The 25,825-nt window shown below is 73.2% G+C and carries 23 protein-coding genes; 10 read left to right on the top strand and 13 right to left on the bottom strand.

Translation table 11 applies throughout. The features are described from left to right. Positions 1-16: 16 nt before the first annotated feature. Positions 17-841: a lysozyme gene (locus BX283_RS26980; RefSeq protein WP_101390094.1), complete on the bottom strand. Its 825-nt coding sequence runs from the start codon at positions 839-841 to the stop codon at positions 17-19. Positions 842-1,280: 439 nt separating this feature from the next. Here BX283_RS26980 and BX283_RS26985 point away from each other — a divergent pair, with 439 nt between their 5' ends. After that, the gene (locus BX283_RS26985; protein WP_373979295.1) at positions 1,281-4,145 is read left to right on the top strand and encodes a M4 family metallopeptidase; all 2,865 of its coding nucleotides are present in this window, start codon (positions 1,281-1,283) and stop codon (positions 4,143-4,145) included. 116 nt (positions 4,146-4,261) lie between these two features. Then, positions 4,262-4,738 (top strand): MarR family winged helix-turn-helix transcriptional regulator, encoded by a 477-nt coding sequence (locus BX283_RS26990; protein WP_101390096.1) that lies wholly within the window; start codon positions 4,262-4,264, stop codon positions 4,736-4,738. 72 nt (positions 4,739-4,810) lie between these two features. Here the strand turns inward: BX283_RS26990 and BX283_RS26995 are convergent, their stop codons facing one another. After that, positions 4,811-5,596: a hypothetical protein gene (locus tag BX283_RS26995; RefSeq protein ID WP_101390097.1), complete on the bottom strand. Its 786-nt coding sequence runs from the start codon at positions 5,594-5,596 to the stop codon at positions 4,811-4,813. 378 nt (positions 5,597-5,974) lie between these two features. Between BX283_RS26995 and BX283_RS27000 the strand changes: the two genes are divergently transcribed. The 5 genes from BX283_RS27000 (at position 5,975) to BX283_RS27020 (ending at position 11,465) form a co-directional block, all read left to right on the top strand. Further along, complete coding sequence (locus BX283_RS27000; RefSeq protein ID WP_101390098.1) at positions 5,975-8,653, top strand: nitrate- and nitrite sensing domain-containing protein; 2,679 nt, start codon at positions 5,975-5,977, stop codon at positions 8,651-8,653. Beyond that, positions 8,650-9,135, top strand: a complete 486-nt coding sequence (locus BX283_RS27005) for a roadblock/LC7 domain-containing protein (protein WP_101390099.1) — start codon at positions 8,650-8,652, stop codon at positions 9,133-9,135. The genes BX283_RS27000 and BX283_RS27005 overlap by 4 nt, the downstream gene beginning before the upstream one ends. Then, positions 9,132-9,536, top strand: coding sequence for a DUF742 domain-containing protein (locus BX283_RS27010; RefSeq protein ID WP_101390100.1), 405 nt, complete (start codon positions 9,132-9,134; stop codon positions 9,534-9,536). The genes BX283_RS27005 and BX283_RS27010 overlap by 4 nt, the downstream gene beginning before the upstream one ends. Then, entirely contained in the window at positions 9,517-10,152 is a 636-nt protein-coding gene (locus BX283_RS27015; RefSeq protein ID WP_101390101.1) for an ATP/GTP-binding protein, read from the top strand. Before BX283_RS27010 ends, BX283_RS27015 begins: the two co-directional genes overlap by 20 nt. Before the next feature lie 71 nt (positions 10,153-10,223). Next, positions 10,224-11,465, top strand: a complete 1,242-nt coding sequence (locus BX283_RS27020; RefSeq protein WP_101390102.1) for a styrene monooxygenase/indole monooxygenase family protein — start codon at positions 10,224-10,226, stop codon at positions 11,463-11,465. Positions 11,466-11,870: 405 nt separating this feature from the next. Here BX283_RS27020 and BX283_RS27025 read toward each other — a convergent pair whose 3' ends face one another. The 5 genes from BX283_RS27025 to BX283_RS27045 all read right to left on the bottom strand — a co-directional run bounded on the left by BX283_RS27025 (position 11,871) and on the right by BX283_RS27045 (position 17,612). Further along, on the bottom strand, positions 11,871-13,022 hold the full coding sequence (locus BX283_RS27025; RefSeq protein WP_373979296.1) for an NlpC/P60 family protein: 1,152 nt from the start codon (positions 13,020-13,022) through the stop codon (positions 11,871-11,873). Positions 13,023-13,175: 153 nt separating this feature from the next. Further along, positions 13,176-15,458 carry a PQQ-binding-like beta-propeller repeat protein gene (locus tag BX283_RS27030; protein ID WP_101390104.1) on the bottom strand — a complete coding sequence of 761 codons (2,283 nt, stop codon included), beginning with the start codon at positions 15,456-15,458 and terminating at the stop codon, positions 13,176-13,178. Positions 15,459-15,517: 59 nt separating this feature from the next. Further along, positions 15,518-15,787, bottom strand: a complete 270-nt coding sequence (locus BX283_RS27035) for a hypothetical protein (protein ID WP_101390105.1) — start codon at positions 15,785-15,787, stop codon at positions 15,518-15,520. 39 nt (positions 15,788-15,826) lie between these two features. Further along, the gene (locus BX283_RS27040) at positions 15,827-16,552 is read right to left on the bottom strand and encodes a TetR/AcrR family transcriptional regulator (RefSeq protein WP_101392595.1); all 726 of its coding nucleotides are present in this window, start codon (positions 16,550-16,552) and stop codon (positions 15,827-15,829) included. A gap of 130 nt (positions 16,553-16,682) precedes the next feature. Further along, a complete protein-coding gene (locus BX283_RS27045; protein WP_101390106.1) occupies positions 16,683-17,612 on the bottom strand; it encodes a diiron oxygenase in 930 nt (309 codons plus the stop codon). Between the two features lie 193 nt (positions 17,613-17,805). Here BX283_RS27045 and BX283_RS27050 point away from each other — a divergent pair, with 193 nt between their 5' ends. Beyond that, complete coding sequence (locus tag BX283_RS27050) at positions 17,806-18,912, top strand: ferritin-like domain-containing protein (protein WP_101390107.1); 1,107 nt, start codon at positions 17,806-17,808, stop codon at positions 18,910-18,912. Positions 18,913-18,963: 51 nt separating this feature from the next. Here BX283_RS27050 and BX283_RS27055 read toward each other — a convergent pair whose 3' ends face one another. Continuing rightward, positions 18,964-20,415 (bottom strand): penicillin-binding transpeptidase domain-containing protein, encoded by a 1,452-nt coding sequence (locus BX283_RS27055; RefSeq protein ID WP_101390108.1) that lies wholly within the window; start codon positions 20,413-20,415, stop codon positions 18,964-18,966. Further along, the gene (locus tag BX283_RS27060) at positions 20,412-21,791 is read right to left on the bottom strand and encodes an FtsW/RodA/SpoVE family cell cycle protein (protein WP_101390109.1); all 1,380 of its coding nucleotides are present in this window, start codon (positions 21,789-21,791) and stop codon (positions 20,412-20,414) included. Before BX283_RS27060 ends, BX283_RS27055 begins: the two co-directional genes overlap by 4 nt. 124 nt (positions 21,792-21,915) lie before the next feature. On the opposite strand from BX283_RS27060, the gene BX283_RS27065 reads away from it, so the two are divergent. Continuing rightward, entirely contained in the window at positions 21,916-22,350 is a 435-nt protein-coding gene (locus BX283_RS27065; protein ID WP_101390110.1) for a DUF6325 family protein, read from the top strand. A gap of 3 nt (positions 22,351-22,353) precedes the next feature. After that, positions 22,354-22,608, top strand: coding sequence for an SHOCT domain-containing protein (locus tag BX283_RS27070; RefSeq protein ID WP_101390111.1), 255 nt, complete (start codon positions 22,354-22,356; stop codon positions 22,606-22,608). 23 nt (positions 22,609-22,631) lie between these two features. Here BX283_RS27070 and BX283_RS27075 read toward each other — a convergent pair whose 3' ends face one another. The 4 genes from BX283_RS27075 to BX283_RS27090 form a co-directional block, all read right to left on the bottom strand. Continuing rightward, positions 22,632-22,934 carry an SH3 domain-containing protein gene (locus BX283_RS27075; RefSeq protein WP_101392596.1) on the bottom strand — a complete coding sequence of 101 codons (303 nt, stop codon included), beginning with the start codon at positions 22,932-22,934 and terminating at the stop codon, positions 22,632-22,634. A gap of 97 nt (positions 22,935-23,031) precedes the next feature. Then, positions 23,032-24,351, bottom strand: coding sequence for a HAMP domain-containing sensor histidine kinase (locus BX283_RS27080; RefSeq protein ID WP_257583890.1), 1,320 nt, complete (start codon positions 24,349-24,351; stop codon positions 23,032-23,034). Next, complete coding sequence (locus tag BX283_RS27085) at positions 24,348-25,094, bottom strand: hypothetical protein (protein WP_101390112.1); 747 nt, start codon at positions 25,092-25,094, stop codon at positions 24,348-24,350. Before BX283_RS27085 ends, BX283_RS27080 begins: the two co-directional genes overlap by 4 nt. Before the next feature lie 50 nt (positions 25,095-25,144). Next, positions 25,145-25,783 carry a class F sortase gene (locus BX283_RS27090; RefSeq protein ID WP_101392598.1) on the bottom strand — a complete coding sequence of 213 codons (639 nt, stop codon included), beginning with the start codon at positions 25,781-25,783 and terminating at the stop codon, positions 25,145-25,147. Between the last annotated feature and the right edge of the window lie 42 nt (positions 25,784-25,825).

The following is a 25,825-nucleotide window of genomic DNA, read 5'->3' on the forward strand; positions in this document are numbered from 1 at the left end:
CGGGGGCCGTGGCGTACTAGCCGTTGGCCAGTGCCTGGAGCCGGTCGTAGGCGCCGTTGAACTTCGAGTGGTCGCCGACGGTCGGGCCCGACGATGTGTACTGCCACATCGTGTAGTAGCCCCAGCCGGCCGGAAGGGTGCCCGGGTCGGTGTTGTAGCGGGCGATCCACAGCGGGTTGGTGGAGCCGAAGGCGGCCGAGTTGCCGGTGCACTGGGTCCACCAGCTGGTGGCGGTGTAGATGACCGCGTCACGGCCGGTGCGGGCCCGGTACTGGTTCACGAAGTCGCGGATCCAGTTGACCATCCCGGCCTGGGAGAGCCCGTAGCAGGCGGCGCCGTACGGGTTCCACTCGATGTCGAGCGCGCCCGGCAGCGTACGGCCGTCGCGCGACCAGCCGCCGCCGTGGTCCACGAAGTAGTTGGCCTGGGTCGCGCCGCTCGTGGTGTCCGGCGTCGCGAAGTGGTACGCGCCGCGGATCATGCCGACGTTGTACGAGCCGTTGTACTGCTGCGCGAAGTACGGGTTGGTGTAGTACGTGCCCTCGGTGGCCTTGACGTAGGCCCACTTCACCCCGCTGTTCCACAGGGTGCTCCAGGCGACGTTGCCGTTGTGGCTGCTGGTGTCGACGCCCTCCGTCTGGACGGCGCGGGTGGAGCGGGGCGGGCCGCCGGTGCCGTCGTGCGCGGCCACGCCCATGCCCATGGTGGCGGAGCCACGGGCGGGGGTCTGGGCCGCGCCGGAGATGCCGGGGGCGGTGAGGAGGAGGGCGAGGGCCGAGAGGAGGATTCCGGCCGCGGCGAGGGGACCGCGGCGGGCCGTTCCGGGTCTGTGCACGGGCATTGCGTGCCTCCGAAAGGCGTGGGTGGGGGGACGTGCCGGGGAATCGACATGTCGTTGTGGACATGTCATACGGGAAAAGCTACGCACGTAGACCGTGACGCGAAAGAGGTTCCGGAACTGTCATTGGCCCAGGCCTCTGGCAGGACGACGGAGGCCGGTGCGAGCTGCGCCGACCACGCGTCGCTGCAAATAACTTTCAGCCGTGGGCAGTTGGCGGTCCGCCGGCCGCTCCCGCCGTGCCGCCCGCCTCCCCGTCCGGTCCGCCGGGTCGCATTCGCGCCAAAGTCCTCATGTCAACTCACATGCCCCATTGAGGAGTTCATGCCCCACAGGCTTGCATGGTCATGACCAGTCGGCGCCCACCGGCGCCACCGGCCTCCCCTGTGCGGCCGACGCCGTTCGCGGGAGGCACCTCGCAACGGCCCGTGGAGGAAAGACCTTGCACAAGCCCAGAGCAGGCAGAGCCGGAGCAAGCACCACCCGGGGGAGCAGGACGGGCGCGGGGGTGGCCGCGTTCCTGGGGGCCGCCGCCCTCCTCGCCACCGCGGTACCGGCGGCCCACGCCGCGCCACGGACGCAGACGCCGGCCGCCGACGTCGTGCCCGGCAGCGGCACCGAGACCCCCGCCCTCGTCGACGGCCTCCACGAGAGCGCCGACGCCAAGGCGGCGCCCGCCGACGCGGCCCGTAGCCACCTCGCCGCCAAGGAGAGCCGCTACCGGATAGCCGACCCCGGCCGCGACCTCACCCCCGTACAGACGCTGAAGCAGGGCGCGGACGAGACCGTACGGCTTCAGCAGAAGCACCATGGCGTCGAGGTGCTCGGCGGCCAGTACGTGGTGCGGATGGAGAAGAAGGACGGCAAGCGCGTCGTCACCGGCACCTCCGGCAAGTACTTCACCGGTCTGACCGCCGGCACCCGGGCGACCGTCGCCGAGGACGTCGCCGTGCGCCGGGCCGTCACCTCGGTCGCCGCCCGCATCGGCGGCGCCACCCTCGGCAAGAAGGACGTCCAGCCCGCCGAGGGCGCGAAGACGAAGGCGGCCGCCGCCCTCAGCGGCAAGGCGGGCGGCCTGGTCGTCGTCCCCAAGGGCGCGGGCATCCTCACCTACCGCGTCACCGTGCGCGGCACCGACACCGCCACCGGCAGGCCGGTCCTCCAGGACGTGTACGTCGACGCGCACGCGGGCTTCCCGGTACTCCAGTACAGCCTGATCAAGACGATCACCGCGCCGAAGCCCGCGGACGGGGCCGCGAAGCCCACCGCCGCGAAGCCCGCCGCCGCGCGGCAGGCGCCCGCCGCCACCACCCACCCCGGCACCAGCGGCACCGGCGTCAAGTACAGCGGCGAGCAGGTCCCGCTGGACATCTACTTCGACGAGGCGGCCAAGCAGTACAGCCTCGTCGACTACGCGCGGATGGCCACCACCAGCAAGAACACCCTGCACACCTGGGACGCGCGCGCGGTCGACGTCGACGACGCCTCGGGCCGCTGGCCGGCCGGGCTCAAGGAGTTCACCAACGCGGCCCCCGACTACAGCGGCGACGCCACCGCCGCGGGCGCGGTCGACGCCCACTGGGCGGCCGGGCAGGTCTACGACTACTACAAGAAGGTGCACGGCCGCGACAGCCTGGACGGGCGCGGCATGACCATCAACTCGCTGGTCGGTGTGACGTACGCGGGCGGCCCGTTCGTCAACGCCTTCTGGGACGGCCAGAAGATGGTGTACGGCGCCGGGGACGAGCAGTACAAGACGCTCTCCGCCGACCTCGACGTCGTCGGCCACGAGATGACCCACGGCGTGGTCGAGAACACCGCGAACCTCGTCTACGCGGGCCAGTCCGGCGCCCTCAACGAGGCGCTCGCGGACTACTTCGGCAACGCCATCGACGTCACCGCCGGCGGTACGAAGATGGACGACCCGGACTCCGGGCTCCTCGGCGAGAACCTGTGCCGCACCGCCAAGCCGCGCGAGTGCGCCTTCCGCGACCTCAACGACGGCCGCACCACGGCCAAGGACTACCTCGGCGTCACCTTCGGCACCGACAACGGCGGCGTCCACCTCAACTCGACCATCATCTCGGGCGCCCTGTGGGACATCCGCCAGGACCTCGACCCGAAGGACCCCTTCCTCGCGGACCGGCTGGTCTACAAGGCGCTCTCCACGTACATGACCCCGCTGGACGGCTACACCGACGCCCGCAACGCGGTCGTCGCGGCCGCCAAGGACCTGGGGCTGTCGGCGAAGCAGCAGAACGTCGTCAAGCGGTCGTTCAACGCCCACGGCATCGTGCCCGGCTGGGAGAACGCCATCGGCGTCGACTCCGACCGCCTCTTCGGCAAGCTCAACATCGCCGGTACGGGAACGGCCGCGGGCGGCGGCTGGTGGGCCACGTCCAAGTCCAACGACGACGGCAGCGAGGCCTACTCGGTCTACGCCGGGCGCGTCGACGGAAAGGGCACGCCCAAGCTGATCAGCCCCAACGACGGCCGCTACCACGTGTATCCGGCCACCGACGGCAAGACGGTGGTGTGGGCCGCGTTCGGCACGTCCAGCCTCGACATCCTCTCCCGCCCGATCGCGGGCGGCCCGATCAAGACGCTGTACACCTCGTACACCAACGTCCAGAACCTGCACGTCGAGAACGGCACGGTGGTCTTCGAGTCCTTCGACCCGTTCGGCGGGCGGCACGTCGGCTTCCTCAAGCCCGGCGACCGCGAGCCCACCTGGGTGGACGGCGGCCGCTACGAGCTCGGCACCGGACTGCCCTCGCTGAAGAACGGCAGGATCGCGTACGCCAAGCTCTACCCGGGCGCGACCGACTACCGGATCGGCACCGAGACGTACGACATCGCCACGGGCAAGACCCAGCTCGCCCAGCAGCTCGGTGAGCCGCAGGGGATCGGCCAGACCGGCATCACCGGCAAGAACGTGTTCTGGCTGGTCGACGAGAACCCGGCCGACCAGGGACAGATGGCGGTGCGCCGGTCCACCCTGGAGGGCACCGGCACGGTGGACATCAGCGCCGAGTCCGGCCCCGGCGCGCTGATCCCGTTCGACCTGACGGCGTCGGACGACGCGGTCACGGTGAACACCCTGCTGCCGGACACCCAGTACCGCAATGAGACCCTGCCCAAGCTGTGGCAGCTCAGCGCCGACGGCACCCGCAGGGAGCGCCTCTCCTGCAACCGCGGCGAGCAGCTGTACCCGTCCGCCGCGGGCGGCCGCCAGGTCGTCTGGCTGGACGGCACCACCGGCTGGACGGACCTGGTCACCCGGGAGCGGCCGGCCGGCACCTGCTGAATGCTGAATGGGCTCCCCGCATGACGCGTAATTGAGCCAAAGGGCCCCCGGTGCTCGGCGCCGGGGGCCCCTGTCCACGGGGACTGGGAAATACTGTCCCGTCGGGACAGCGTGGGATGGGAGCTGATGTGCACGGTCCGGACCAGGAGTTTCTCGCACTCGAACGCGAGCTGGCGGTGTTCCTGAGGCGTGCCCGGGCGTCGTCGGGCGAGATGGCCCGCGCGGTCCATCCGGAGCTGGAGGCCGCGGCCTACGGGCTCTTCGTGCGCCTGGAGGAGGGCGGCCCGCAGCGGGCCACCGAGCTCGCCGCGTACTTCGGCGTGGGCAAGGCGACCATGAGCCGCCAGCTGCGCGCCCTGGAGGACCTGGGCCTGGTGGCGCGCGAGCCGGACCCGGCCGACGGCCGCGCCTCGCTGGTCCGCCTCACCGAGGAGGGCCTGGCCCGCTTCCGCCGCGTCCGCGACGCCCGCCGCGCCCAGTACGTCACCAAGCTGGCCGACTGGGACCGCAAGGAGATCGCGGAACTGGCGCGGCTGCTGCACCAGCTGAACGCGAGGGCGGACATGCAGGAACCGGGGACGCAGCCCCGTTAGGGGCGCGGGGCGGTGACATTTGCGGCTCCGCCGCGCGGGCGCGCCCAGCCCCCACCGGCCCGCAGTCGCGACTCAAAGCTCCACGTACACGGCGGTGGCGTCATCGTGCGTCTTACTGCGCCGCAGATACGTACGGTCCACGTCACCCCGCTCAAGCTCCCGCACCCGGTCGATCAACCCCTGCGGCCCGGCCTTGCGCAGCAGAGAGAGACATCCAGCCCAGTCGCCCTCGCGAAACGTCTCGACCCACCGCGACGCCCCGTCCGACAGGGCGGCCAGCGCCCGTACATCCCGTACGGGGGTGCGGCCCGTGACCGCCCGCGAGGCCACCGACGGGTCCGCGGCCGCCGTGAAGAACCCACCCTCCCGGTTACGGGCGACCGCGTCGGCCACCTCGTCCGACACCAGCGCGGACCGCGGCACCCGGTCGAGCCGGTCGTCCAGCACCGCCCGGACCACCCCGTCGGGCGACGAGAGAAGCAGCACGGAGTCGGACAGCACCAGATGCTCCACGACCTCCTCGTCCCAACGCGCCACGACCACCGTCGCCTGAGGCGTACGGGGGTGAGAAAGGTCACAGGTGCCGCGGTGGGCGTCGGCGGTGCGCCTGATGGACTCCGCGAGGATCGCGGTCAGCGGTATGTCGCGCCGCGAACCGGACAGTTCGGTCAGAGCGCCGCCGAGCCGCGCGGTGAACCAGGGCACGTCGTGCACACAGTCGCCGTTGCCCGGCGGCGGGGTCACCCCGTCGAGCACCACCAGCACCCCGCCCCGTCCGGCGGCGGGCAGCACGGTGGCGGCCCAGTCCTCGTTGGGGCGTGCGGGGTCACCGGGGGTCGTGGCGAGTTCGATGCGCATACGGCCAGTCTGCACGACGCCTCCACGCGGCCTTCATGGCGGCCAATTGGCCTGGACCACCGGGCCGTCACGCGGCTCCGGCCGGGCCCGACGGCCCGTCGGGAAGCTGTGGGCGGGCATCCTGCCAAAGGCCGCGCGGAAGTTCCAACCGGCCTTCCGCGCGAGCGGTGGCGGCCATTCCGCGGGAGTTGATGGCCAACTCCCGAGTGTTGTTCACTCGTTCGGGTGGCGGAGTGGATGTTGCATGCCTCCTTCCGAAAACCACTGGAATGGTCGGAAGCCGTGCAGGGGTGGGAACGCGTCGCACACGACGCACAAGACGCATGACCGGTCGTCACCTCGGCTTCATGGGTGGACGAGTCAAGATTGAGAGCACCGGTGCAGAACAAGCGGCCTCGGGGCAAGGGCGGCGAGACCGACAAGGGCGCCGCGGGCGCTGAGGGCGCCGCGGACACCGCGGGCGCCGGACGCCCCGTGCGCGTACGGACCCGGCTGGTCACCTCGGTCGCCGTGGTCTCGCTCACCGTCCTGGGCGCGGGTGCGCCCACGCTGCTCACCGCCTCCTCGGACCTCAACGAGTCCCAGAACCTGGTCACCCTGGCCGAGCTGAACCAGCAGGCCGTCACCCTGGCCCACGCCCTCGCCGACGAACGCGACGACGTCGGCGCGTACATCGCGGGCGGCCGCGACCCGCGCAAGGACGCCGCCCTCAAGGACCGCGCCACCCGCGTCGACCGGCGCATCGATGAGATCCGCGCCACGGCCCCCGCGGCCCTCGGCCGCGACCTGGCCACCGTGCCCTCCCTGCGCCGCACCGCCCTCACCGGCAAGGGCACCGCCCTGGAGGCGCACCGCACGTACTCCGACGTGATCGTCAAGCTGCTCGGCCTCGCCGACGAGCTGGCCGACAAGACGCCGCCGCGCGCCGCCGAGGCCACCCGCGCCCCGGCCGACCTGGGCCGCGCCGTCGAACAGGCCTCCGCCACCCGGGGCCTGCTGGTCGCCGCGCTCTCGGTGCCGCAGAAGCCCGGCACCACGGTCTACGACCCGATCTCCGGGCGGTACGTACAGAAGGAAGCGGCCGACGGCGAAGAGGGCCGCACCCGGGACGCCCTGAGCGCCGCCGGGCAGCAGGCGCGGGTGCGCGAGCAGTCCGCGCTCGCCGACTTCGACCAGGCGGCCGCCCCCACCGCGCGCGAGAAGCTCTCCACCACGGTCACCGGCCCGGACGTGGACGCCGCCGAGCGCTATCTCGCCCGCCTCACCGACCAGCCCCAACTCAGCGCCTCCGACCGCAAGCTGGGCGCCGACAAGGTCGCCGCCGCACTCACCGCGCGGATCGACCGGATGCGCGGCACCGAGTCGGCGCTCGCCACGGCCGAGGTGAAGCGGTTCGAGGCGCTGCGCGACGACGACGTGAGCGACCTCGAACTCCGGGTCGCGCTCATCGGCGCCCTGCTGCTGCTCGCCGTCGGCGTCTCCTCCGGCACCGCCCGCAGCCTCACCCGGCCGCTCGCCGTGCTGCGGCGCGGCGCGGCCCGGCTGGCCGCGGCCCCCGAGACGGAGGAGCCGGTCCGCTTCACCGGCCGCAACGACGAGTTCGCCCAGGCCGTACGGTCCCTCAACGCCCTGCACGACCGGCTGCGCGAGCACGCGGGCCGCGCCGACGCCCTCGGCGCGGAGCTGGCCGCCGCCCGCGAGGGCCAGACCGCGCTCGCCGTCGAACGGGCCGAACTCGCCGAGTCCGTACGGGAGTTGACCGCGCAGCTGGAGCGGGGGCGCGGCACTGTGCAGCACACCTTCGTCAACCTCGGTCTGCGCAGCCTCGGCCTGGTCGAGCGGCAGCTCGGCATCATCGAGGGCCTGGAGGAGCGCGAGCAGGACCCCGACCAGCTCGCCACGCTCTTCAAGCTCGACCACATGGCCACGGTCATCCGCCGCCACGGCGAGAACCTGCTGGTCCTCGCGGGCGCCGAGCACCACCACAACCACCCGGGACCGGTCCCGCTCGTCGATGTGCTGCGGGCCGCCGTCAGCGAGATCGAGCGGTACGAGCGGGTCGTCATCCAGGCCCTGCCGCCGCACGCCCAGGTCGCCGGGTTCGCCGCCGACGACCTCAGCCACCTGGTCGCCGAGCTCCTGGAGAACGCCACCTCGTTCTCGCCGCCGGACGCCCAGGTCCAGCTGTCCGGCTGGCAGCTGGAGAGCGGCGAGGTGATGCTCTCGGTCCAGGACGAGGGCATCGGGGTGAGCCCGGCGCGCCGCACCGAGCTCAACATGCGGCTCGCGGACCCGTCGACGTACGAGCCGGGAGAGCCCGGCACCGAGGCCGGAGGGCTCGGGCTGCATGTCGCCGCGCTGCTCGCCCGCCGCCACGGGGTGCGGATCGAACTGCGCGAGCAGAAGCAGGGCGGGCTGGCGGCCGTGGTCGTGCTGCCCGAGGCGATCCTGCCGAAGACGCCCCCGGCCGCGCCGCCGCACGTGGCGCCGGTACCGGGCGACGCGCCGCGCTTCACGCTGCCGGGCGCGCTGGCGGAGGCCAACTCCAACGTGCTGCCCGAGCGGACGGAGCGCACGGGGGAGATCCCGCTGCCCGCCCCCGCGCCGCAGGCGGAGGCCGAGGCGGAGGCCGAGGCGGAGGCGGACACGCACGAGCGGGTCGACGAGCCGACGTTCGAGATGCGGCTCCCGACGCCGGAACCGACGCCGGAACCGACGCCGGAACCGACGCCGCGGCTCGCGCCGGAGCAGCCCGCCGTGACGGCGGAGGCCGAGCCCCGGACCACCGTCCCCGCGCAGCGCGTCACCGACAAGGGGCTGCCCAAGCGCACCCCGAAGGTGGTCAAGGCGGGCACCACCGCCCCGGCCCCGCGCAAGGGCGGCGCGGAGGTCGCCGACGCGCTGCGGCGGCGGCTCGGCGGGTTCCAGCAGGGCGCCCTGGAGGGCCGCAGGCACGCCGAGACCGAGATCCAGGAAGCACAGAGCGAAGCACACGTCGAAGAGAAGAAGGCATCCAGGCCACAGACGGGGGAGACAGTCGAGGAGGCACGCAGTTGACTGCGACCGGCACCGGCACGTTCGGACTGAGCAGCGAAGCCCGCAATCTGCACTGGCTGTTGCGGAACCTGGTCGAGGAGGTGCCGGGACTCCTCTCCGTCGCGGTCGTCTCCTCGGACGGTCTGCTGCTGCTCTCGTCCGACCCGGACCAGCGGCCCGCCCGCACGGAGCCCCGCCCCGAAGGGCCGCGCGGCTCCAGCGCCGACCTCGCCACCATCGTCTCCGGCATCGGCAGCCTCACCCACGGTGCCGCGCGGCTGATGGACGGCGGCGGCGTCAAGCAGACCGTGGTCGCGATGGAGGAGGGCAGCGTCTTCGTCATGGCGATCAGCGACGGCTCGCTGCTCGGGGTGCACGCCACGCCCGACTGCGACGTCAGCGTCGTCGCTTACCACATGGCCCTCTTCGTCGGCCGCGCCGGACACGTGCTCACCCCCGAACTCCGCAGCGAGCTGCGCCAGTCGATGGAGGCCGTCCAGTGACCTCGTCCGCATCCGCCCCGAAGCTGCCGATACGGGGCAGCGGCCGCAAAGCCGCGCGGGTCCGCCCGTACTCGCTCACCGGCGGGCGCACCCGCTTCGGCCATGTGCTCCTCGTGGAGACGTTCGTCGCGGCCATCGAGGCGCCCGAGGAGCGCAAGGCGCTGGGCGGCTCGCCGCTGCGGATGATGCCGGAGATGCGGGCGATCGTGGAGATCTGCCGGGCGATGCGTACGGTCGCGGAGATCTCGGCGCTGCTGAGGATGCCGCTGGGGGTCGTCCGGGTGCTGCTCAGCGACCTGGCCGACCAGGGAAGGATCCGTGTGTACGGGACCGGGCACGGCCCCGGGCGGCCCGACCGCGCGCTGCTCGAAAGGGTCATGAGTGGACTCCGCCGCCTCTGAACTCCTGGCGCCCGAACCCGCCGTACCCGTCGAGGAGGAGCTGCGGCCCTGGCAGCAGGACCGCACCAGGGCCCCCATCGCCACGAAGGTGGTGGTGGCGGGCGGCTTCGGCGTGGGGAAGACGACGTTCGTGTCGTCCGTCTCGGAGATCACCCCGCTCCAGACGGAGGCGGTGATGACCGAGGCGAGCGAGGGCACGGACGACCTCTCCTCGACCCCGCAGAAGACCACCACCACGGTGGCCATGGACTTCGGCCGCATCACGCTCGACGACGACCTCGTCCTGTATGTGTTCGGCACGCCCGGGCAGCAGCGGTTCTGGTTCATGTGGGACGACATCGTGCGCGGGGCGATCGGCGCGGTGGTGCTCGCCGACACCCGGCGGCTGTCCGACTGCTTCCCGGCGCTCGACTACTTCGAGAGCTGCGACCTGCCGTACATCGTGGCGGTCAACCACTTCGAGGGCACCGAGTCGTTCGACCCCGAGGACGTACGGGAGGCGCTGACGGTGCCGCCGCACATCCCCGTGGTGATCATGGACGCGCGCGACAAGATCACGGTGATCGAGTCGCTGCTGGCGCTGGTGGGGCACGCGCTCGAAGAACTGCCGGAGTAACGGGGCGCGCCCCCAGCTCACTTGCTCCCGTATTTGCTCACGTATCTGCTGACGTATCGGAGAACACTCGCATGCGGCGAATCCTGATAGTCGGGGCCGGTCAGTCCGGGCTCCAGCTGGCCCTCGGACTCCAGTCGAAGGGGTACGAGGTCACCCTGATGTCCAACCGCACGGCCGACGAGATCCGCTCTGGGCGGGTCATGTCGACGCAGTGCATGTTCCACACGGCGCTCCAGCACGAGCGGGACCTGGGCCTGAACTTCTGGGAGTCCCAGGCCCCGCGCATCGAGGGCGTGGGCGTCTCGGTGGCCGGGCCCGACGCCTCCCGCCCCGTCGACTGGGTCGGCCGCCTCGACGGCTTCGCGCAGTCGGTCGACCAGCGCGTCAAGATGGCGGGCTGGATGGAGACGTTCGCGCAGCGCGGCGGCCAGCTGGTGATCCACGGGGCGGCGGTCTCGGACCTGGACTTCTTCGCGCGGACCTACGACCTGGTGCTGGTGTCGGCGGGCAAGGGTGAGCTGGTGTCCATGTTCGGCCGCGACGCCTCGCGCTCGCCGTACGCGGAGCCGCAGCGGGCGCTCGCGGTGTCGTACGTGCACGGCCTCGGCCCGCGTCCCGAGCACCCGGACTTCGACGCGGTCCGCTGCAACCTGGTGCCCGGGGTGGGCGAGCTGTTCGTGATGCCGACGCTGACGACGTCGGGCCGGGCGGACATCCTCTTCTGGGAGGGCATCCCGGGCGGCCCGCTGGACGTGTTCCGGGGCGTGACGGACCCGGGCGAGCACCTCTCCCTGACCCTGGAGCTGATGGAGCGCTTCACGCCGTGGGAGTACGCGCGGGCGACGAAGGTCGAACTGACGGATGCCGGGGGCACGTTGGCGGGACGCTACGCGCCCACCGTCCGCAACCCCGTCGGCCGGCTGCCCGGCGGGGGACTGGTCCTGGGCGTGGCGGACGTGGTCGTCGCCAACGACCCGATCACCGGGCAGGGCTCCAACTCGGCGTCCAAGTGCGCGGCGTCGTACCTGGCGTCGATCGTGGAGCGGGGTGATCAGGCGTTCGACGAGGAGTGGATGAAGTCGACCTTCGAGCGGTACTGGGCTACTGCGCAGCATGTGGTGAAGTGGACCAACGCGATGCTGGGGGTGCCGCCGGAGCATGTCCTCAACCTGATCGGTGCGGCGGGCGAACTCCAGCCGGTCGCGGACCGCTTCGCGAACGGCTTCGACGACCCGTCGGACTTCGAGAACTTCTTCTTCGAGGAGGAGAAGGCGGGGGCGTATCTGGCGGCGGCGTCGTCGCAGGCGGCGTAGGTTCCCCCACCCCGCCCCTTCCCTAAACCCTCCGGGGGTGGGTGGGGGTGGAGGCTCGTTTCCCGGGGGCTGCGCCCCCGGACCCCTCTCGGGGCTTCGCCCCGGGCCCCTGTTCGTCTGCGGGCCGTCCCCAACTGGTCGCGCAGTTCCCCGCGCCCCTTAGATGCGCCCCTCCGGGACGCCCCCTGCTGGGCGCGCCCGCGCGGCGGAGCCGCACATGTCACAGCCCCGCGCCCCTGGGGGGTACGGGCGAGTGCGATGGCGAAGCCGAGCACTTCAGGGGCGCGGGGAACTGCGCGAGCAACCCAGCACGGTCCGCAGACGAACTCAAGGGACCCCGGCCGCCCGCCAGAGGCCACGCGGCGGAGCCGCACATGTCACAGCCGGGAAGGGGCGGGGTGGGGGTCACTCCCCCGGAGGGGCATCCGAGCCGTAGCCCTCGTCCGAGTCCGCGTCCGGGGCCGAGTCCGACCCCGCTCCCACCGGCAACCTCGGCGGCCGATAGGACCGCACCGCCCCCGCCCCCGGATCCGGCCGAACCGCCCCCAACAGGGGGTTCGACGCGATCGGGGAGATCTTCACCCGGGTGCCGGGGCGCGGTGCCTGCACCACCAGGCCGTCCCCCAGGTACAGGGCCACATGCGTCGCCCCGGGGTAGTAGACCACCAGATCCCCGGGCCGCAGCGCCCGCAGCGGAACCCGCCGCAGCGACGCCCACTGCTCCTGACTCGTCCGCGGAATGGCCCGCCCCGCGTGCGCCCACGCCTGTGACGTCAGGCCGGAGCAGTCGTACGAGCCCGGCCCCTCCGCCCCCCACACATACGGCTTGCCGAGCTGGCCGACCGCGTACCGCAGCGCCTGCTCGCCCTCCTCCGACGGCGCCCGCACCCCGCTCAGCGCCCCCGTGGCCAGCAGATCCCGCTGGGCCTTCGCCGTTCCGTCCCGCTCCAGGCGGGCCAGCTCGGCGAGTTGGTCCTCGCTGAGGGACGCGAGCAGGCCCTCCACGTCCTTCAGCCGGGTGCGTACCTCGTCCCGCGCCCGGCGCTGGCGCGCGGCCAGCAGGGCCTGCTCGTCCAGCGCCTTGCGCGCCGCCCGCGCCATACCGTCCGCCCGCTTCTCCGTCGCGGCGAGCCGCGCCAGAGACGCCCGGCGCTCGTTCGAGGCGCGCTGGACCAGATGCCCTTGGTCGAGCGCCCCCTGCGGGTCCCTCGCCAGCAGCAGCTGCATATACGTGGAGAGTTCGCTGCGGCCCTGGTACTGCTCCCGGGCCAGCCGCCCCGCCGCCTCCCGGCTCCGCGCCAGCGCGACCCGCGCCTTCGTCAGCCCGGCCGCGACCTTCCTCTCGTCCGCCTTGCGCCGCTTCAGCTGCTCCTCGGCCGCGTTGTACGCCTCGGACGCCTCCTCGGCCTGCCGGTACAGCGTCTGCAACTGCGTCAGCAGGCCGGACACCGAACTCTGCGGCGGAGTGGGTGCGGCCTGCGCCGCGGGGACGCCCGACACGAGCGCCGCCGCGACGGCCGCCGCCGTGCACACCGTACGCAGGGATCTCATCGACACGTGCTCACCTCCGGTCGGATGGTGGCACGGTGATCCGGGGCGCGGCCCGCCGAGTCGGGTGAACGGTGCGGATCCTTCCCCCGTACGGCCGCACCGCGGTGCGGCCGCTTGCCCCCGCGCCCGTCATGTGCGTACGGGAGCGGGGGAGTACGGCTAGCGCACCGGCAGCGCGTACAGCGTCGCCCCGTGCCACACCACCGCCGCGTCCGCGCCCGCCGCCACCGCCCGGTAGGTGCCCCGGTCCGCCGACTGCTCCTTGGAGCCCGCGTCCTGGAACTTCCACAGCCGCTCGCCGCTCGCCGCGTCCAGCGCCGTCACCTGGAACGGGTCGAGCGCCAGGACCGTACGCCCGGACGCGCTCGCCACCGTGCGGGTCTCCACCGGGGTGGTCGGCGCCAGGTCGGTCGAGCCGACCCACATCTCCCGGCCGTCCGGCGCGGCGACCGCCGCCACCTTGGTGGTGGTGTCGGGGGCGTACACAACGCCCTTGTTCAGAAGGGGAGTTCCGTAGGTTCCCGCGCCCTTCCCGCGCTGCCAGCGCAGCTTCGTCGTCTCCAGGTCGAACGCCTGGAGGCCGCCGCCCGCCGTGGTGAGCAGTGTGCCGTCGGGCGACAGCACCGCCGCGTCGGTGGGCAGCACCGCCCCGTACGACCGCGCCCACAGGTCCTTGCCGGTCTTCGGGTCGAGGGCGAAGAACTCCGCGAGCACCTGCTTGGCGCCCTTCGGCGGGGCGGCGGCGGGGCGCCGCGCGATCAGCCGGCCGCCGACGGCACTCGCCCACTCGAACGTCTCGCCCCGGCCGAGCGGGCGGCGCCACAGCGTGGTGCGGGTGGCGATGTCGTACGCGTACAGCGCGGTGTCCTTGCCGGTCGTGGCCGTGAACCACACCGTCGTGCCGTCGTGCGCGCGTACCTCGGGGGTGCCCATGCCGGGTGCGAGCTGGGCGTACGCCACCTTCTGGCGGATCGCGCCGTCCGCCACCGCGAACCAGGTGAAGTCGGTGGGGCCGACGCCGAACGCCACCGCCGCGTCCGGGCCCGCCGGCTGGAGCTGGGCGAGACCGGCGAGCTCGGGGCGGGTCCAGAGCTGTCTGCCGGTGCGCAGGTCGACGCCGGTGGGCGTGGCGCCGGGCACGACCAGGACAGCGCCCTGGACGAGCGGGGTGCCGAGGAGCTTGCCGCCGGGCACCGCGTATCCCCAGCGGGCGGTCGGGGGCGCGCCGGGCACCGGCTGCGGGCGGGCGGCGGGCTTGCTGTCGGCGGCGGGGGCCTTGCCGTCGCCGTCGTCCCCGTCGAACGCCAGCACCCCGGCCGCGCCGACCGCGAGCCCGGCCACCGCCGCGAGCCCGGCGGTCAGCAGCGACCGGCGGTCGGCGGCGAGCCGGGAGAGGGCGCCCGCGGGCGGGGCGGCCCGTGGCGCCTCCTGCGGCGGTACGGGCAGGGGCTGCGGCGCCGACCAGGCGGGCTGCGGGGGAGCCTGCCCGTTCAGGGCCGGGGCGGGCAGCGGGGCCGCGGGCTGCGGCACCCGGTCGGCCACCACCGGGCCGGGCAACTCCTGGGCCCGCGCGGCCCGTTCCGCGATCGCGGCCGTCAGACGCGGCGGCAGCCACCCCGCGCCGGGCCCCGGGGCGACCCCGCCGGGGACCAGCTCGGCGGCCACCTCGGCCGGGGCCGGGCGCGACCCGGGCGCCTTGGCCAGACACCGGCCGAGCAGGGGGCGCAGGGCGGCCGGGACCGGGGTGAGGTCCGGGACCGAGTGCGCGATGCGGTGGGCGGCCGCGTCGGCCGGGCCGGAGTCGAAGGGACCCGCTCCCCCGGCCGCGTACGCGAGGAGCATGCCCAGCATGAAGACGTCGGCGGCGGGGCCGGGCTGCTCGCCCGCGACCTGCTCGGGCGTCAGATAGCCGACGGTGACGCCGAGGCGGCCGCCCTCACCGGCGCTCGCCGCGCTGGCGCCGCCGAGCACGCCGAAGGCGGTGACCAGCGGCCCTTCGGCGGTGAGCAGCACGACATCGGGGCCCAGGCCCTGGAAGGCCTCGCCGGTCACCGCGTGCGCCCGCTCCAGGGTGGCGGCCAGCGCCGCGCCCAGGGTGCGCACGGCCTCCTCGGGCAGCGGCCCGGCCAGCGCCACCGCCTCGGCGAGGGTGAGCGCGGCGGTGAACGGGGTGGCCAGCCACGGCAGCCACTCCTCGGGGCCGGTGGCGAGCACCGGCGGCACCCAGGGCCCGGCGAGCCGCTCGGCGGCCTGCGCCTCGGCGCGGAAACGGGTGCGGAAGGCGGGCAGCGCGGCCAGGTCGGGGCGGGCGGCGGTGACACAGACCCCGCGCCCGTCCGCCCCGTGGGCGAGATAGACCCGGGCGGTGCCGGTCTCGCGCAGCCTGGCCCGCATCCGGTACGGACCGAGCTCGCGCGGTTCCTCGGCGGTCAGCGCCTCCATGGTTCAACTCCCCCTGCGGCACGGCGTGGACCAGCGAGCCTATCGCGCCACAGGAGCCCCTACGCGCGCGGCTTCGGCTTGGTCCAGGGCCAGCGGCGCGGCTCGCGCCCCTCCGGGACGTAGGTGTACTTCCAGCCGCGCGGCAGTCCGAGGCGCTTGCCGTGTCCGGCGGGTTCGCGCCGGTAGGCGTGGACGGTCGGCGGACCGCCGTCGGCGTCCGGGACCGGGACCTCGTACCACTGGGGCGGCTTGTCCGTGGGGCCGACCAGGACGGGCAGGACGCGCCCGTCGAGGGGCCCGCCCACAAAGAGGGTGTTCTCGCTTCGCACGCCTCAAGTGTCACACCGGTGCGGGCCGCGCCGCACGCGTCACAGCAGGTGGGCGGCTTCGGCCAGGACCGGGAGCACCCGGCGGGCGAGGAGTCCGGCCGGGCCGTCGGCGGGCTCCAGGGCCAGCGCGGCCCGGACCACGGCGGCCGCCTGCGGGTCGGTGGCGGCGGTCGCGGTGAGCAGGGCCACCAGGTGGTCGACCAGCCAGTCGCGCAGCTCGGGCAGCGGCGGCTGCTTCTCCTCGTCGAGCCAGATCAGGGAGGCGGCCTCGACCGCCGCGATCCAGGTGCGCACCATCATCCGCAGCCGCGCACCCGGGCTCTCCACCCCCAGGTGGAGGAGGATCTGCTCGGCGGCGGCCCGGCGCACCTCGTCGACTATCGCGGTCGTCCGGGAGGTCTCGGCGACGCTGCCGCCCTGGAGCAGGGCGGAGAACCCGGCGTCGTGCTCGTCGACGAAGGCGAGGTAGCGGTCCAGGGCGTGGGTCAGGCGCTCGGTGAGCGGGCCGGTCTGGGGCTGGGCGAAGCAGAGTTCGAGCTCGTCGGCGGCCGAGCGCAGCGCCGCCTCGTACAACTGCTGCTTGCCGCCCGGGAAGTAGCGGTAGACCAGCGGGCGCGAGACCCCGGCCGCCTCGGCGACGTCGTCGAGCGAGACGTCCTCCGGCGCCCGGTGCGCGAAGAGCGACAGCGCGGCGTCGAGGAGCTGGGTGCGGCGCTCCTCGACGCTGAGCCTGCGGTACGCGGGGGTGGCGGCCGGTGAGGTCATACGGGCAGCGTAATCCCCGGGCCGGCGCTTCAGGCCGGTGCTCGCGCGCGGTTGGCCGGGAGTGAAGGGCCCGGCGAACGGTTCCGCGAACGGTTCGGGAAAGGGCTCGGTGAAGGGCATGCGGGGCCGGTCAGGCCAGCAGACCCGAGCTCTGCCACAGCCGGCGGCCCACGCCGCGCAGCACGCCGATGTCGTCGAGGAAGTCGGTGAGCCGCCGGGCGCCGTTCTGCATCACCTCGCGCCGGTGGCCGCTGGCCTTCACCTGGGCGACGGCCTCCCGGCGGTCCAGGCCCACGTTCTCGTACACCTGGGGGTTGACGAAGCAGGTGGAGAAGACGCGGGCCGCCTCGCCGCAGCTGACCCGGGTCAGCTCCCGCTCCCAGGCGGGCGCGGTGACCATCTGGCGCCGCAACTCCTCCCGGGCGTACCGGACATGGCGGGCCTCCTCGACCACGTGGATGCGGGTGACGCCGCGCATCAGGGTCTGCACCCGGTCGTCCGGGAAGGTCAGCCGCTGCATCCAGTCGAGGATCTCCTCGCCGAGCAGGGTGGCCGCGAAGGAGCCGGGGGTGGTGGAGACGGTCTTCAGGACGCGCGCGAGGTTGTGGTAGAGCCGGGGGACCGGGTAGGTGGGCGATCCGGCCTTCTGGATCATGCGGGCGAACATCATCGAGTGGCGGCACTCGTCGGCGATCTCGGTGAGCGCGTAGCGGACGTGGTTGCTGGTGACCGGCTTGTCGTAGATGTGCCGTACCAGCAGCTGCATCAGGATGATCTCGAACCAGATGCCGAGCGAGCCGAGCGAGGCGGCCTCGTGGCGGGACAGCTCCTGGCGCTGCTCCTCCGACATCTTCCGCCATATCGGGGTGTCGTAGAGGGAGAGCAGCTCCGGCGGCCAGAACCACTTGCCGTCCTCGAACGGCGCGTCCCAGTCCAGTTCCTTGTCGGGGTCGAAGGAGTGCTTGGCGGACGACGCGAGCAGCCGCTCGGCGACCTCCTCGCGGTCCCGGAGCAGGCCGAGCGCGTCGCGGAGCACTTCGCTGTCGGTCACGGTCGTCATGGCGGGGGCACCTCGGTGGGAGTCGGCCTCGAAGGGGGTTACCGGCGGTCAACTCTTATGAGACTGCTTGTCAGCAAGCGCGTCAATCCCTTCGGCCCGACTTGTTGACCCGGCGTCTACCAACGTGTGAGCCTGCCAAGGAGCCAACGTGTAACGGTCAGTCAGGTAGTTCCGCGAGGCGAAGGAGCCGCACGTGTCGACGCACGACCTCTATGTGAACGGCCCGCAGGACCCCCTCTGGGAGATCCCGGCCTCGGGAGCGGCGCGCTTCAGCTGGGACTATGACGACGGACGCGAGCGACTCCTCGCCCTCTACCAGAAGGGCAAGGACAAGCAGTGGGACGGCGCCAAACGGATCGACTGGGACACCGAGGTCGACCCGTACGACCCGCTGGGGACGCCCGACGAGTCGCTGACGCTGTACGGGACGCGCCACTGGGCCAAGCTGACCGGGAAGGACAAGGGCGAGCTGCGCAGGCACTACGCCTCCTGGCAGTTCAGCCAGTTCCTGCACGGCGAGCAGGGCGCGATGGTGTGCGCGGCGCGGATCGTGGAGTCGGTGCCGGACCTGGACGCGAAGTTCTACTCCGCCACCCAGACCATGGACGAGGCGAGGCACGCGGAGGTCTACTCCCGCTTCCTCCACGACAAGATCGGCATGCTCTACCCGGTCAACGACAACCTCCAGGGGCTGCTCGGCGACACCCTGCGCGACTCGCGCTGGGACATGCCCTACCTCGGGATGCAGGTCCTCATCGAGGGCCTCGCGCTCGCCGCCTTCGGCATGATCCGCGACACCACCGACAAGCCGCTGCCCAAGCAGATCCTCGCGTACGTGATGCAGGACGAGGCCCGGCACGTGGCCTTCGGGCGGATGGCCCTGCGCGACTACTACAAGCAGCTGAGCGACGCGGAGCTGCGCGAGCGCGAGGAATTCGTCATCGAGGGCTGCTACTTGATGCGCGACCGGCTGCGCGGGGTCGAGGTCCTGGAGAACTTCGGCATCTCCAAGGCGGAGGCCGAGCAGTTCTCGGAGGAGAACGAGTTCCTGCACCTGTTCCGCAAGCTGCTGTTCAGCCGCATCGTCCCCTGCGTCAAGGACATCGGCCTGTGGGGCAAGCGCCTCCAGCAGGCGTACGTGGACATGGGCGTCCTGGAACTCGGCGACTCCAACCTCGACCTGCTGATGGCCGAGGACGAGGAGATCGCGGAGCAACTGGACCGCGACCGTTTCGCCCAGGAGGAGACGGAGCGGGTGGCGGAGGTGGAGCAGATGATCGCGGAGGGGGCGGCGGGCTGAGGGCCGGGGCGGGGGCCGGGCCCTCGCGTCCGGCTTCGCCCCACGGGGCGCTCACTCAGCAAGCGCCGCCTCCATCACCGCCTTGGCGATCGGGGCCGCGTCGCCGCCGCCGCTGATGTCCGCGCGGTTGGCCTCCGCGTCCTCGACGACCACCGCCACCGCCACCGCGGGCTGGCCCGCGTCGGCGGCCTGGGCCCAGGAGATGAACCAGGCGTAGGGGTGGCCCCGGTTGCCCACGCCGTTCTGGGCGGTGCCGGTCTTGCCGCCGACCTTCGCGCCGGGGATCGCCGCGTTGGTGCCGGTGCCCTTCTCCACCACGTCCACCATCAGCCGCTGGAGCTGCGCGGCGGTGGTGGGGTTCATCGCCTGGCGGTAGGTGCGGGGGCCGTTCTGGGCGACCGTGGTGCCGCGTGCGGTGGTCGTCCGCTCCACCAGGTAGGGGTACTTGAGCTCCCCGCCGTTGGCCACCGCCGCCGCGACCATCGCCATCTGAAGGGGCGTCGCCGTCGTGTCGAACTGGCCGATGGAGGAGAGCGCCAACTGGTCCGGACCCATTTTCCTGTCGAAGTTGGACCTGGCCACCCCGGACGGGATCCGCAGCCGAGTGTCGTTGAACCCGAACCGGCCCACCGCCTCCAGTATCCCGGGCAGCCCCACCTTCACCCCCAGGTGCGCCATCACCGAGTTGCAGGAGACGACCACGGCGTACGCGAGCGAGGCCTTGCCGCAGCCGTCCGCCTCGTTGGGTAGCGCGGTGGTGGTGCCGGGCAGCACATAGGGGTCGGGCGTGGTGGTCGGCGCGTCCACATCGGTCACCGCGCCCGCGTCGAGCGCGGCCGCCGCCGTCACGATCTTGAAGGCGGAACCCGGCGGATAGGTCTGCCGGATCGCCCGGTCGAGCATCGGCTGGTCGGGGTCCGCGTTCAGCGCGGCCCAGGCGCCCTTGACCGCCCGCCCGGTCCCCGACAGCCGCCCCGGATCGTACGAGGGGCTGCTGACCAGCGCGAGGATCCGGCCCGTGCCCGGCTCCAGGGCGGCGACCGCGCCCCGCCTGCCGGCCAGCCCCCGGTAGGCGGCCCGCTGCACGCCCGCCCTGATGGTGGTGACCGCGTCGCCGCCGCGCTGCCGCTTGCGGGTGAGGCCGCCCCACAGCGGCTTGAGCAGCGGCGAGGTGCCGGAGAGCACCGGGTCCTCGGCGGCCTCGACGAGCGTCGTGCCGTACACCTGCGAGGCGTATCCGGTGATGGGCGCGTACAGCGGTCCGTCGGTGTACGTGCGCTCGTACCGCAGCGGCTGCCCGGTGTCCTTGGAGCCGGTGACCGCGTCGCCTTCCACCAGGATGTCGCCGCGCGGCTGGCCGTAACGGGCCAGCGTGGTACGGCGGTTGGCCGGGTCGGCGTCCAGCGCGTCGGCCTGGAGGACCTGGACGCGGGCCGCGTTGACCAGCAGCGCCACCAGGAGGAGCAGACAGCAGGCGGCGGCCCGCCGGATGTAGCGGATCATCGGCTTCCCGTCCGGACGGGGGTGATCGCGTCGCTCTCCACGGCCGGGCGCGGGGTGCGCGCGCTGTCGCTGACCCGGATGAGGAGCGCCACGATCACCCAGTTGGTGACCACCGAGGAGCCGCCCTGGGCCAGGAACGGCATCGCCATGCCGGTGAGCGGGATCAGCCCCGTCACCCCGCCCGCGATCACGAACACCTGGAGGGCGAGGATCGAGGCGAGCCCGACGGCGAGCAGCCGCCCGAACGGGTCGCTCAGCGCGAGGGCCGCGTGGTAGCCCCGGGCGACGAGCAGCGCGTACAGCAGGAAGACGGCCGTGAGGCCCGCGAGGCCCAGCTCCTCGCCCGCCGTCGCCAGGATGAAGTCGGACTTGGCGGCGAACCCGATCAGGATGGAGTGCCCGGCGCCGAGGCCGGTGCCGAGCATGCCGCCCGCCGCGAAGGCGAAGAGCGACTGGGCGAGCTGGCCGGGGCCCTGGCCCGCCTCGATGGAGGCGAACGGGTGGAGCCAGTCCTGCACCCGGCTGTGCACATGCGGTTCGAGCGAGCCGACGGCCGCCGCGCCGGCCGCCGCGAGCAGCAGCCCGACCGCGATCCAGCCGGTGCGGCCCGTCGCCACGTACAGCATGATCACGAAGAGGCCGAAGAAGAGCAGCGAGGTGCCGAGGTCGCGCTCCAGGACCAGGAGGCCGACGCTGAGCAGCCAGATCGCGACGATCGGGCCGAGCACCCGGCCGGTGGGCAGCTGGAGGCGCCAGACGCGGCGGCCGGTGTACGCGAGCGCGTGGCGGTTGGCGGCCAGGTATCCGGCGAAGAAGACCGCGAACAGGATCTTGGCGAACTCGCCCGGCTGGAAGGAGAGTCCGCCCGCCCGGATCCAGATCTTGGCGCCGTTGACGGCGGGGAACGGGATCGGCACCGCCATCAGGGCCAGGGCGGAGGCGGCCGAGAGGTAGGCGTACCGCTGGAGGACGCGGTGGTCGCGCAGGGCCAGGACGACCGCCGTGAAGAGCCCGACGCCGATCGTGGACCAGACGAGCTGGGTGGCGGCGGCGCCGCTGTGCGGGGTCTCCAGGTCGAGGCGGTGGATCAGGACCAGGCCGAGCCCGTTGAGCAGCACCGCGATGGGCAGCAGCAGCGGGTCGGCGTGCGGGGCGCGCTTGCGGACGGCGAGATGGGCGAGCAGGGCGAGCAGTCCGAGGCCCGCGCCGTGGCGGGTCGCGTCGGGCGGGACGGCGCCGCTCTTGGCCAGGCCCACGCCCGCGTATCCGTAGACCGAGACGAGGACGGCGCAGACGAGCAGCGAGAGTTCGACGCCCCGGCGCTTGGCGAGGCGCGGGACGGGCGGGGGGACGTCCGCCGCCGTCGGTGCGGTCATGTCGGGCAACGTAGCAAGCCGGGGCGCCTATGTCCCTTATGTCATAGTGTGCCGAGGGGGCGGGAACGCCGAGGCGGGCAACCGCGGGCGGAAAACTGACGGACCGTCACTGAGGAGTACGGCCATGGGGCCCGTGGAGTTCATCGTCCTCGCCTTCCCCGAGGAGCAGCTTCGGGTGCGGGCCGTCGACTCGCTGGTGGGGGTGCGCAGGTCCCGGGCCGTACGGATGGTCGACGCGCTGGTGGTGACCAGGACCGCGGCGGGCGAGGTGCTCGCCGCCGAGCTCGACGAGTTCGAGGAGCTCGCCGGGGTGCTGGTCGGCGAGGGCGTCGAGCGGCTGATCGGGCCGGAGGACGTCCAGGAGGCAGCGGACCTGCTCGACCTGGGCAGTTGCGCGCTGGTGGTCCTGATCGAGCATCTGTGGGCGGAGGAGGCGGCGAAGGGGGTACGGGCCGCGGGCGGGCATGTCGCCGGGTCGGTGCGGATCCCGCTGGAGCGCCTGGAGGAGGTCAGGGCGGCCCTGGCCGCGCGCACCGAGACCGTACGAGAGGAAGGCTGAGCCATGTTCATCCGGCCCGCCAAGGCGGCGGTACGACCCGTGGTGCGCCCGTCCGGCGCCCCGCTGCTGCGCGGTCTCCTGGTGGGCGGCCCGCGCCCGGCGAAGCGCGCGCCCGCCCCGCAGGAGCCGCCCGGGGAGGGCGGCCCCGGCGACGCCGCACTGGTGGACCTGCTGGCCCGGCTGGGACGGCTGGCTCAGCAGGGAGTCCTCACCCCCGAGGAGTTCACGGCCGCGAAGGCGAGACTGCTCGGGCTGTGAGGTGACGGCTCAGGGACGGGCTCTCAGCACCAGCGGGGCGCCGGGCCGATGTTGTCGATGTACAGCGCCGAACCCCAGGCCCAGGTGCCGTCGCTCAGCAGGTACCAGCGGTTGTCGCCGTCGACGCTGCCGCCGCGGGTCTTGCAGAAGATGTGGACGATCGAGCCGTACCGCGCCATGCCGATGACTCGGCTGCTACGGGTCGGCTTGTCCCGCAGGAGCAGGCCGGACTTGGCCGTCACCCGGCCCTTGTAGTCGTTGTGGACGGATTCCTCGGCGGTCGCGGGACCGGCCGCCGCGAGGGCGGCGACCGCGCCGGTGGCCATGCACAGGCCGAACAGGGCAAGCGGGGAACGGCGGGACACAGTGCCTCCTGGGGAGTGGAGGGCCGTGCTCCACGGCCCTTGGCTCGCCCCGCTCACGTTAGGTTCGCTCGTTGCCGCCCGCAAAGTGCTGAGACCCGTCCGGGTGCCCGGATCCGTCCGGTGCGCCGTCCGGGTCCACGTACTCCGGCAGGGTCAGCCGGGCCACCGCGCCGCCGTCCGCCGCGTTGGCGAAGCTCAGCCGGGCGCCGAGGACCGACGCCTGGCCGACCGCGATGGTCAGGCCGAGCCCGTGGCCCTTGTTGCCGCCCTCGGTCCGGAAGCGCTGGGGACCGTGGTCGAGCAGATAGGGCGGATAGCCGGAGCCGTGGTCGCGCACGGTCACCACCGGCCCGTCCACGCGCAGCTCCACCGGCAGCGCGCCGTGCTTGTGGGCGTTGCCCAGGAGGTTGGACAGGACCCGCTCCAGCCGGCGCTTGTCGGTCTCCACACAGGTGTCGCGGACGATCACGAGCTCGGTCTGCGTCCCGGAGCCCCGCACCACGCGCTCCACCAGCGGCCCCAGTTGCTCCAGGTCCAGCTCGACCCGCTCGCTGCCCGCCTCCAGGCGGGAGATCTCCAGGAGGTCCTCGGTGAGCGAGCGCATCGCGTTCACCCGGTCCCGTACCAGCTCGGCGGGCCGCCCCTCGGGCAGCAGTTCGGCGGCCGCGTGCAGTCCGGTCAGCGGGGTGCGCAGCTCGTGGGCCACGTCCGCGGTGAAGCGCTGTTCGCTGAGCAGCTTGTTCTGGAGCGTCCCGGCCATGGTGTCGAGCGCCCCGGCGACCGTGGCCACCTCGTCCTGGGGGCGCGAAGGGTCCTTCGTACGGGGGTCGTTGACCCGGGCGTCCAGGTCGCCCGCGCCGATCCGGCGGGCCACGGTGGCCGTCTGGTGCAGCCGGCGGGTGACCCGGGTGACGCCGAAGACGCCGACCAGCAGGGTCGCGCCGATGGCGAGGATGGAGGAGCCGAGGATCGCCTGGTCCAGGCCCGTGATGGTGCGGGCGCTCTGGCTGTAGTCGATCGAGACCGCGATCGCGCGGCCGTCGGCCGGGCCCGCCGCCCACATGGTGGGGCGGCCCTTGTCGTCGGCGACGAGCGTGCCGCGCTTGCCGGAGACGGCGAGCCTGCGCAGCGAGCCGGGCAGGTCCTGCGGGTCCAGGCCCGCGCCCGGCGGCGGCGGCTCGCCCGCCTCGTACGCGCGCGAGACCTCCTCCAGCTTGTCCAGCGCCTTGTCACGGGCCTGGCCCACGGTCTGCCGGGTCACCGAGACGTGCACGAGCACACCGAGCAGCGCCGCGAGCGCGCAGCACATCACCGTGATGAAGACGGCGGCCTTCCAGGTGAGCGTCGCCGTCCAGGCGGGCAGGCGCGGGCCCCTCACCGGGCGCTCGCGGAGGCGCGCGGCGACGGGCCGGAGGTCTTGGGGCGGGGCACCGGGGCCGGGGAGTGCTGCGGCTCCACCCGGATGATCTCGTCGCGGGTGGGCAGCATCGCGCGCTGGTGGTCGTCCCACGACCAGGCCGTGCGGTACTCGTACCCGGGGATGCCCGCGGAGACCGAGTGCAGGATGACGTCCCGCCCGGCCAGCTCCACGCCGATCAGCTGGTCCGAGGTGGACATGATGCGGGTGAGGGCGCCGCGGCCGGGCATGTAGCAGCGCACGGCCAGCTGCTGCTCCGGCATCTTGATGCCGAGGATCAGCTCGTCCCTGCCGTCGCCGGTCAGATCGCGGTAGTACGCCCTGAGCACCGGGCAGCCCTTCGGTTTCGCCCGGCACTGGTTCAGCTGACGAACCGTTTCCTCGTAGAGCCCGTCGGTGCCCGTGTACTGGTCGGGGTGGGCCCGCACCTCGGCCTGGACGACCGCGACCGGGTCGAGCGCGCGGACGTCGTCGCCGGGCACCTTGATGCCGGGCACCCGTTCCGTCTGGCCCTCGCCGAAGTCCAGCGGCGTCGTCGTGGGCTTGGGCAGGTCGGGCCACAGATGGACCGGGCCGACGGCCGTGGGCGTCGCGCCCGCGCCCTCCAGGCCGCCCGCGTTGCCGCAGCCGGCCAGCAGCAGGGCCGCGGCGCCGGCAGTGAGCAGCAGGAGGGCCGCGCGGGCGGGACGGCGGTGGCGGGTCAAGGTGCTCCTGTCGTGCGGGCGGTGGCGCCGGGAGCGGCACCGCTCCCGGTCTATTTCACCTTCACCAGATCGGCGTAGAAGATGATGTTGGCCGAGCGGTGGCCGTTCCTGATCGGGCCGCCGCAGGTGATGAGGCGGAGTTCCGGGCGGTCGGTCTTCCCGTAAACCTTATTCGTAGGGAAGTCTGTTTTGTCCACTTGCTGTGTCTCGCGGATCCGGAAGACGGCGGTGGACCCGTCCGCCCTGCCGACCTCGATGACGTCCCCCACGTGCATCTTCTTCACGTCCCGCATGAGGGCCGGGCCCTTCGCGGTGTCGTAGTGCGCGACGATCACGGACGCGCCCTTCTCGCCGGGCGTGACGCTGCCGGTGTACCAGCCCGCCAGTTCCGCCTTGTCGACCGGCGGCACCTCCAGCGCCTGCTTCTCGTCCAGCCCGAGCCGCAGCACCGGGCTCGCGTCGACGCCCGCCGCCGAAATCACCACCCGGGTCGGCTCGCTCGCCTTCAGCGGGCCCACCTGCTGGCGGGCCTGGGTGGTGGTGGCGTTCTGCACGGAGACGTCGGGAGCCTTGGCGCCGGACGAACCCGAGCCGCAGGCCGCGACCCCGCCGCCCACGGCGAGGGCGAGCGCGGCGGCGGCCGCGAGCCGGGCCGTGCGGCGCGGGCGGGAGGGGGTGGACGCAGTCATGTCCACCACCGTAGGCGGGCGGTGTCGCGGAGCTTTCCCGGC

It is taken from the genome of Streptomyces sp. TLI_146 (genome assembly GCF_002846415.1).
Taxonomy (GTDB): domain Bacteria; phylum Actinomycetota; class Actinomycetes; order Streptomycetales; family Streptomycetaceae; genus Streptomyces.